The sequence below is a fragment of the Pseudomonas sp. R62 genome, assembly GCF_000257605.1.
Lineage (GTDB): Bacteria > Pseudomonadota > Gammaproteobacteria > Pseudomonadales > Pseudomonadaceae > Aquipseudomonas > Aquipseudomonas atacamensis.
This window is the reverse complement of record NZ_JH635998.1, coordinates 862,066-869,786: the sequence shown is the minus strand read 5'-3', so window position 1 is coordinate 869,786 and position 7,721 is coordinate 862,066. Positions and strand designations below refer to the sequence as shown.

The window sequence follows — 7,721 nt, the reverse complement described above, 5'->3', positions numbered from 1 at the left end:
GTTGCCATTCGTCAAGGATCAGCGTTCCCTGCGTACTTCGGTCTTCTGGGATGTCGGTAACGTCTTTGACTCGCAGTGCAAGGACACTACGAACGCCAATGGTTCGTCGTCCAACACCAAGTGCAACGACATCAGCCTGAGCAACATGGCCAGTTCCGTCGGTGTCGGCGTGACCTGGGTCACCGCACTGGGGCCATTGAGCTTCGCCCTGGCGATGCCGATCAAGAAACCGGATGACGCTGAAACTCAAGTGTTCCAATTCTCCCTCGGCCAGACGTTCTAAGCGTCTGACCCAAGATAACGACAATGGATTTTGTAGGAGTGCATCGTGCGTAAGTTGACTCAATTGGTTCTCCTGGCCTCCGTACTGGTGGCAGGCCCGGCGTTCGCCGACATGAAAATTGCCGTGCTGAACTATCAGATGGCACTGCTGGAATCCGACGCGGCGAAGAAGTACGCCGTGGATGCCGAGAAGAAGTTCGGTCCGCAACTGACCAAGCTGAAAACCCTGGAAAGCAGCGCCAAAGGCATTCAGGACCGTCTGATGGCCGGTGGCGACAAAATGCAGCAGGGCGAGCGTGAGCGTCTGGAGCTGGAATTCAAGCAAAAGGCCCGCGACTTCCAGTTCCAGTCCAAGGAGCTGAACGAAGCCAAAGCCGTTGCCGACCGTGAAATGCTCAAGCAGCTGAAGCCGAAACTGGACAGCGCTGTGGAAGAAGTCATCAAGAAGGGTGGTTTTGACCTGGTGTTCGAGCGTGGCGCAGTCATCGATGTCAAACCTCAGTACGACATCACGCGCCAGGTTATCGAGCGCATGAATCAGCTGAAGTAACCCATGACCGTGACTATCAGGCTCGGCCAGTTGGCCGAGCACCTCGGCGCCACCCTGCGTGGCGACCCCGAGAGGCAAATTACTGGGCTAGCCACTTTGCAAGAGGCTGGCCCAGCTCAGTTGAGCTTTCTGGCAAATCCCCAATACCGCAAATACCTGGCCGGTTCTCAAGCAGCTGCACTGCTGCTCAAGGAAGCCGACGCTGAGGGTTTTGCCGGTAATGCCCTGGTGGTGCCCGATCCTTACCTGGCCTATGCACGTATTTCGCATCTGTTCGATCCAAAGCCAAAAGCGGCTGGCGGGATTCATCCGACAGCGGTGATCGCGGCGGACGCGGTGGTTGACCCGAGTGCCAGCATCGGTCCGTTCGTGGTGATCGAAGCCGGTGCACGCATCGCTGCACAGGTCACGCTGGGCGCGCATTGCGTAGTCGGCGCGCGCAGCGAAATCGGTGAAGGCGGCTGGCTCGCTCCGCGCGTCACGCTGTATCACGATGTGCGCATCGGCAAGCGTGTGGTTATTCAGTCCGGCGCAGTGATCGGCGGTGAGGGCTTCGGATTCGCCAACGAAAAAGGCGTCTGGCAGAAAATCGCCCAGATCGGTGGCGTGACCATCGGCGACGATGTCGAGATCGGCGTGAACACCGCCATCGACCGCGGCGCTCTGGCCGATACTGTGATCGGCAACGGTGTGAAGCTCGACAACCAGATTCAGATCGCGCACAACGTCCAGGTCGGTGATCACACCGCCATGGCCGCGTGCGTCGGCATTTCCGGCAGCACCAAAATCGGCAAGCACTGCATGCTCGCCGGCGGTGTTGGTCTGGTCGGCCACATTGATATTTGCGACAACGTTTTCCTGACCGGGATGACCATGGTGACTCACTCGATTACCGAGCCGGGCGCCTATTCTTCCGGCACAGCCATGCAACCGGCGGCCGAATGGCGCAAAAGCGCGGCCCGCATCCGTCAGCTCGATGACATCGCGCGACGGTTGAAACAGCTGGAAAAGCGCGTTGGGGAAGTGACCCCTGACGGTAATGCTTCATCTGATGGCTGATACCATTTCCATATCAAGTGTGCACAGCCTCTGGACTGCCTCCTTGATTTGCTAGAGGAGTGCGCGTCAGTCGCGCTCCCAATCTTTACATAGGCTTTCCCCTGAAATGATGGACATCAACGAGATTCGCGAATACCTGCCTCACCGTTACCCGTTCCTGCTGGTGGACCGGGTGGTGGAACTGGACACTGAAGGCAAGCGAATTCGCGCCTACAAGAATGTCAGCATCAATGAACCGTTCTTCAATGGTCACTTCCCTGCGCATCCAATCATGCCGGGCGTGCTGATCATCGAAGCGATGGCTCAGGCTGCCGGGATCCTCGGTTTCAAGATGCTCGACGTCAAACCGGCCGACGGCACCCTGTATTACTTCGTCGGTTCCGACAAGCTGCGCTTCCGCCAGCCAGTCAAGCCGGGCGATCAGTTGATCCTTGAAGCGACATTCATCAGCTGCAAGCGCAAGATCTGGAAGTTCGAATGCCAGGCTTCGGTGGACGGCAAGCCGGTCTGCTCGGCAGAAATCATCTGCGCGGAACAGAAAGTATGAGTTTGATTGACCCTCGCGCAATCATCGATCCGTCCGCCGTTCTGGCTGACGGCGTCGAGGTCGGCCCGTGGTCGATCATCGGCGCAGGTGTGGAAATCGGCGAGGGTACCGTGATCGGGCCGCACGTGATCCTCAAGGGGCCGACCCGCATTGGTAAGCACAATCGCATCTACCAGTTTTCTTCGGTAGGCGAAGACACCCCGGATCTGAAGTACAAAGGCGAGGAAACCCGCCTGGTGATCGGCGACCACAACGTCATTCGTGAAGGCGTGACCATTCACCGTGGCACCGTGCAGGACCGTTCGGAAACCACCCTGGGTGATCACAACCTGATCATGGCCTATGCCCACATCGGCCATGACAGCGTCATCGGCAACCACTGCATTCTGGTCAACAACACTGCGTTGGCCGGGCATGTACACGTTGACGACTGGGCGATCCTCTCCGGTTTCACCTTGGTGCATCAGTACTGCCACATCGGCGCCCACAGCTTTTCCGGCATGGGCACGGCGATCGGCAAGGACGTACCGGCGTTCGTCACCGTATTCGGCAACCCCGCCGAAGCGCGCAGCATGAACTTCGAAGGCATGCGCCGTCGCGGTTTCAGCGAAGACGCGATCCACGCTTTGCGTCGTGCCTACAAGACGGTCTACCGCCAGGGCCTGACGGTCGAACAGGCGCTGGCCGAGCTGGCAGAACCGTCTGCGCAGTTCCCTGAAGTCGCCGTGTTCCGCGATTCGATCCAGGCATCGACACGCGGCATCACCCGCTGATCATGGCCAATCTGCGTATTGCGCTGGTGGCGGGTGAGGCTTCCGGTGACATTCTCGGCGCCGGCCTCATGCGTGCGCTCAAGGCTCAGCACCCGGCAGTCGAGTTCATCGGCGTCGGCGGTCCGCTGATGCAGGCCGAAGGCCTGACCTCGTACTTCCCCATGGAGCGCCTGTCGGTCATGGGCCTGGTCGAAGTACTTGGTCGGCTGCGTGAGTTACTCAAACGCCGCAAAGAGCTGATTGCCACACTGATCGCCGCCAAGCCGGACGTGTTCATCGGCATCGATGCGCCGGATTTCAACCTCAATATCGAACTCAAGCTGCGTCAGGCCGGGATCAAGACCGTGCATTACGTCAGCCCGTCGGTGTGGGCATGGCGGCAGAAACGGGTGCTGAAGATCCGCGAAGGCTGCGATCTGATGCTGACCCTGTTGCCGTTCGAAGCGAAATTCTATGAAGAGAAAGGCGTGCCGGTGCGTTTCGTCGGTCACACCTTGGCCGATACCATTCCGCTGCAAGCCGATCGCGCCGCTGCCCGCGCCGAGCTGGGTTTGCCCGACGGTCCGCTGGTGGCGTTGATGCCGGGCAGCCGTGGCGGTGAAGTCAGTCGCCTCGGCGCGCTGTTCCTCGACACCGCCGAACGTCTGCGCGCCATGCGTCCGGGCGTGCGCTTTGTCATGCCTTGTGCAAACCCGGACCGCCGGGTGCAACTCGAGGCCTTGCTGGCTGGCCGGGATTTGCCAGTAACCTTGCTCGACGGTAAATCCCACTTGGCCCTCGCCGCGTGCAACGCCGTGCTGATCGCCTCTGGCACTGCTACCCTTGAAGCGCTGCTGTACAAGCGGCCGATGGTGGTGGCATATCGGTTGGCGCCGCTGACGTTCTGGATTCTCAAACGCATGGTCAAGAGCCCGTACGTGTCGCTGCCCAACTTGCTCGCTCAGCGCTTGCTGGTGCCGGAGTTGTTGCAGGATGATGCGACTGTCGAAGCCTTGGCGCAGACACTGTCGCCCTTGATCGATGGTGGTGATGAACAGACCCGCGGTTTCGACGAGATCCACCGCACGCTGCGGCGAGATGCTTCCAATCAGGCGGCGCAAGCCGTCCTTGACCTGATCGGCAAAACACAATGAGCAAGACAAGCATGCAAATGGGCCTGGATTTCACTCTGGTAGCCGAAGTCGAAGAACTGGTCGCCGGTGTCGATGAAGTCGGTCGTGGTCCGTTGTGCGGTGCGGTGGTGACAGCTGCGGTAATTCTCGATCCGAACCGGCCGATCCTCGGCCTCGATGACTCGAAAAAACTCACCGAAGCCAAGCGCGAAAAGCTCTACGACGAGATCTGCGAAAAGGCGCTGAGCTGGTGCATTGCTCGCGCCGAAGTCGAAGAAATCGACGATCTGAATATCCTCCACGCAACCATGCTGGCCATGCAGCGCGCGGTTGCCGGTCTGCATATTCAGCCGAAGCTGGCGATGATCGACGGTAACCGCTGCCCGCATTTGCCGATGCGTGCCGAGGCGGTGATTCAGGGCGACGGCAAGGTGCCGGCGATCGCGGCGGCGTCGATTCTGGCCAAGGTCAGTCGTGATCGCGAAATGGCGGCGTTCGAATTGATCTATCCGGGCTACGGCATCGGCGGCCATAAAGGCTACCCGACGCCCGTTCATCTGGAAGCACTGGCGCGGCTCGGCCCGACGCCGATTCACCGCCGCTCGTTCGCCCCGGTACGCCTGGCCTACGAGGCGCGGGAAAGCCTGACGCAGGTTTAGGCGCAAGGCTGATGTTTTATTCGAGGCCCGGTACAATCCGGGCCTCGTTGTCTCTATGTAACTGGACAGGATCACTATGCCGGCTTCATTCGTTCATCTACGCCTGCACACTGAATACTCCCTGGTCGACGGGCTGGTGCGGATCAAGCCGCTGGTCAAAGCGCTGACCGCCATGAACATGCCGGCGGTCGCGGTCACCGACCAGAACAACATGTGTTCCCTGGTCAAGTTCTATAAAAACGCCATGGGCGCTGGCATCAAGCCGATCTGCGGCGCCGACCTGTGGCTGGCGAACAAGGACCCGGATGCGCCGCTGAGCCGCCTCAGCCTGCTGGTGATGAACGCTCAGGGTTATCGCAATCTCACCGAACTGATCTCGCGCGGCTTCATCGAAGGCCAGCGCAACGGCATGGTCATCGTCGAGCGCGAGTGGGTGGCCGAGGCCAACGAAGGTTTGATCATGCTGTCCGCCGCCAAAGAAGGTGAGATCGGCATGGCCATGATCGGCGGCAACCCGGCGGAAGCCGAAGCGCTGGCACGCGAGTGGATGGCGGTGTTCCCGGATCGCTTCTATCTGGAAATCCAGCGCACCAACCGTCCCAATGATGAAGAACAATTGCACGGCGCCGTCGCCCTCGCCGACAAGCTTGGCGCGCCGCTGGTGGCGACCAACGATGTGCGCTTCATCAAGCAGGAAGACTTCGCCGCCCACGAAACCCGTGTGTGCATCGGTGAAGGCCGCGCCCTCGATGACCCGCGTCGTTCGAAGAATTACAGCGATCAGCAATACCTGAAAAGCGCCGAGGAAATGCTCGAGCTGTTCAGCGATATTCCCGACGCCATCGAAAACACCGTCGAGATCGCCAAGCGCTGCAACATTGATGTGAAGCTGGGCACACACTTCCTGCCCAACTTCCCGATCCCCGATGGCATGACCATCGACGAATATTTCCGCAAGGTCTCCTTCGAAGGGCTCGAAGAACGCCTGGCGGTGCTGCTGCCCAAGGACACCACCGAAGACTACGAAGCCAAGCGTCAGGTCTACGTCGACCGTTTGAATTTCGAGCTGGATATCATCATCCAGATGGGCTTCCCCGGTTACTTCCTGATCGTGATGGACTTTATCCAGTGGGCCAAGAACAACGGCGTACCGGTAGGTCCGGGCCGTGGGTCGGGTGCCGGATCGCTGGTGGCTTACGTACAGAAGATCACCGACCTCGACCCGCTGGAATATGACCTGCTGTTCGAGCGTTTCCTCAACCCGGAACGGGTTTCCATGCCCGACTTCGACGTCGACTTCTGCATGGACGGCCGTGACCGGGTGATCGATTACGTGGCCGAGAAATACGGCCGCAACGCGGTGAGCCAGATCATCACCTTCGGTTCCATGGCCGCCAAGGCTGTGGTCCGTGACGTGGCGCGGGTGCAGGGCAAGTCCTATGGCCTGGCGGATCGTCTGTCGAAGATGATTCCGTTCGAAGTCGGCATGACTCTGGAAAAAGCCTACGAGCAGGAAGAGATCCTGCGTGACTTCATCAAGGTCGATGAAGAAGCAGCGGAAATCTGGGAGATGGCGCGCAAACTCGAGGGCGTGGTGCGTAACGTCGGCAAACACGCCGGTGGTGTGGTGATCGCGCCGACCAAGCTGACCGACTTCTCGCCGATCTATTGCGACGAGGCCGGTGACGGTCTGGTAACCCAGTTCGACAAGGACGACGTTGAGGCCGCCGGTCTGGTGAAGTTCGACTTCCTTGGCCTGCGGACCCTGACGATCATCGACTGGGCGTTGAAAACCATCAACCGCGACCGCGCCAAGGTCAACGAGCCGCCGCTGGATATCGCTTTTATTCCGCTGGACGACAAGCCGACCTACCAGTTGCTGCAAAAAGCCGAAACCACGGCGGTGTTCCAGCTTGAATCCCGGGGCATGAAAGAGCTGATCAAAAAGCTCAAGCCTGACTGCCTGGAAGACTTGATCGCACTGGTGGCACTGTTCCGTCCGGGCCCGCTGCAATCGGGCATGGTGGACGACTTCATCAACCGTAAGCACGGTCGCGCCGAACTGGCGTATCCGCACTCGGACTACCAGTACGACGGGCTCAAGCCGGTATTGGCGCCGACTTATGGCATCATCCTGTATCAGGAACAGGTGATGCAGATTGCTCAGGTCATGGCCGGTTACACCCTCGGCGGTGCGGACATGCTGCGTCGAGCGATGGGTAAGAAAAAGCCTGAAGAAATGGCCAAGCAGCGCGGCGGTTTCATTGAGGGTTGCGCGACCAACGGGATCGACGCGGATCTTGCCGGTAACATTTTCGACCTGGTGGAAAAGTTCGCCGGTTACGGCTTCAACAAATCCCACTCCGCCGCTTACGGCCTGGTGTCCTACCAGACCGCTTGGCTGAAAGCTCACTACCCGGCGCCGTTTATGGCTGCGGTACTCTCGGCGGATATGCACAACACCGACAAGGTCGTGACCTTGATCGAAGAAGTGCGGACGATGAAGCTGCGCCTCGACGCGCCGGACGTGAACACTTCGGAGTTCAAGTTCACGGTGAACGACGACGGCCGTATCGTTTATGGCCTCGGCGCGATCAAAGGCGTCGGTGAAGGTCCGGTGGAAGCGATCACCGAAGCGCGTCAGGCCGGTCCGTTCAAGGATCTGTTCGATTTCTGCGCGCGGGTCGACCTCAAGCGCATCAACAAACGAACTCTTGATGGCTTGATTCGCAGCGGCGC

The 7,721-nt window shown here is 59.6% G+C and carries 8 protein-coding genes; all 8 read left to right on the top strand.

Features of this window, described 5'->3' with window-relative positions; translation table 11 throughout:
- Nucleotides 1-283: BamA/TamA family outer membrane protein (locus OQK_RS05425; protein WP_157221896.1), on the top strand; the 283-nt coding region annotated here is incomplete at its 5' end.
- Nucleotides 284-328: 45 nt separating this feature from the next.
- Entirely contained in the window at nt 329-832 is a 504-nt protein-coding gene (locus OQK_RS05420; protein WP_003222140.1) for an OmpH family outer membrane protein, read from the top strand.
- 3 nt (nt 833-835) lie between these two features.
- Nucleotides 836-1,891, top strand: coding sequence for a UDP-3-O-(3-hydroxymyristoyl)glucosamine N-acyltransferase (gene lpxD, locus OQK_RS05415; protein WP_016771470.1), 1,056 nt, complete (start codon nt 836-838; stop codon nt 1,889-1,891).
- A gap of 106 nt (nt 1,892-1,997) precedes the next feature.
- Nucleotides 1,998-2,438, top strand: coding sequence for a 3-hydroxyacyl-ACP dehydratase FabZ (gene fabZ, locus OQK_RS05410; RefSeq protein ID WP_016771469.1), 441 nt, complete (start codon nt 1,998-2,000; stop codon nt 2,436-2,438).
- Nucleotides 2,435-3,211, top strand: a complete 777-nt coding sequence (lpxA, locus tag OQK_RS05405) for an acyl-ACP--UDP-N-acetylglucosamine O-acyltransferase (protein WP_016771468.1) — start codon at nt 2,435-2,437, stop codon at nt 3,209-3,211. Before fabZ ends, lpxA begins: the two co-directional genes overlap by 4 nt.
- 2 nt (nt 3,212-3,213) lie before the next feature.
- Nucleotides 3,214-4,344: a lipid-A-disaccharide synthase gene (lpxB, locus tag OQK_RS05400; protein WP_016771467.1), complete on the top strand. Its 1,131-nt coding sequence runs from the start codon at nt 3,214-3,216 to the stop codon at nt 4,342-4,344.
- Nucleotides 4,345-4,355: 11 nt separating this feature from the next.
- Complete coding sequence (rnhB, locus tag OQK_RS05395; RefSeq protein ID WP_016771466.1) at nt 4,356-4,982, top strand: ribonuclease HII; 627 nt, start codon at nt 4,356-4,358, stop codon at nt 4,980-4,982.
- Between the two features lie 76 nt (nt 4,983-5,058).
- A partial coding sequence (gene dnaE, locus OQK_RS05390; RefSeq protein WP_038861112.1) for a DNA polymerase III subunit alpha occupies nt 5,059-7,721 on the top strand: 2,663 nt, incomplete at its 3' end.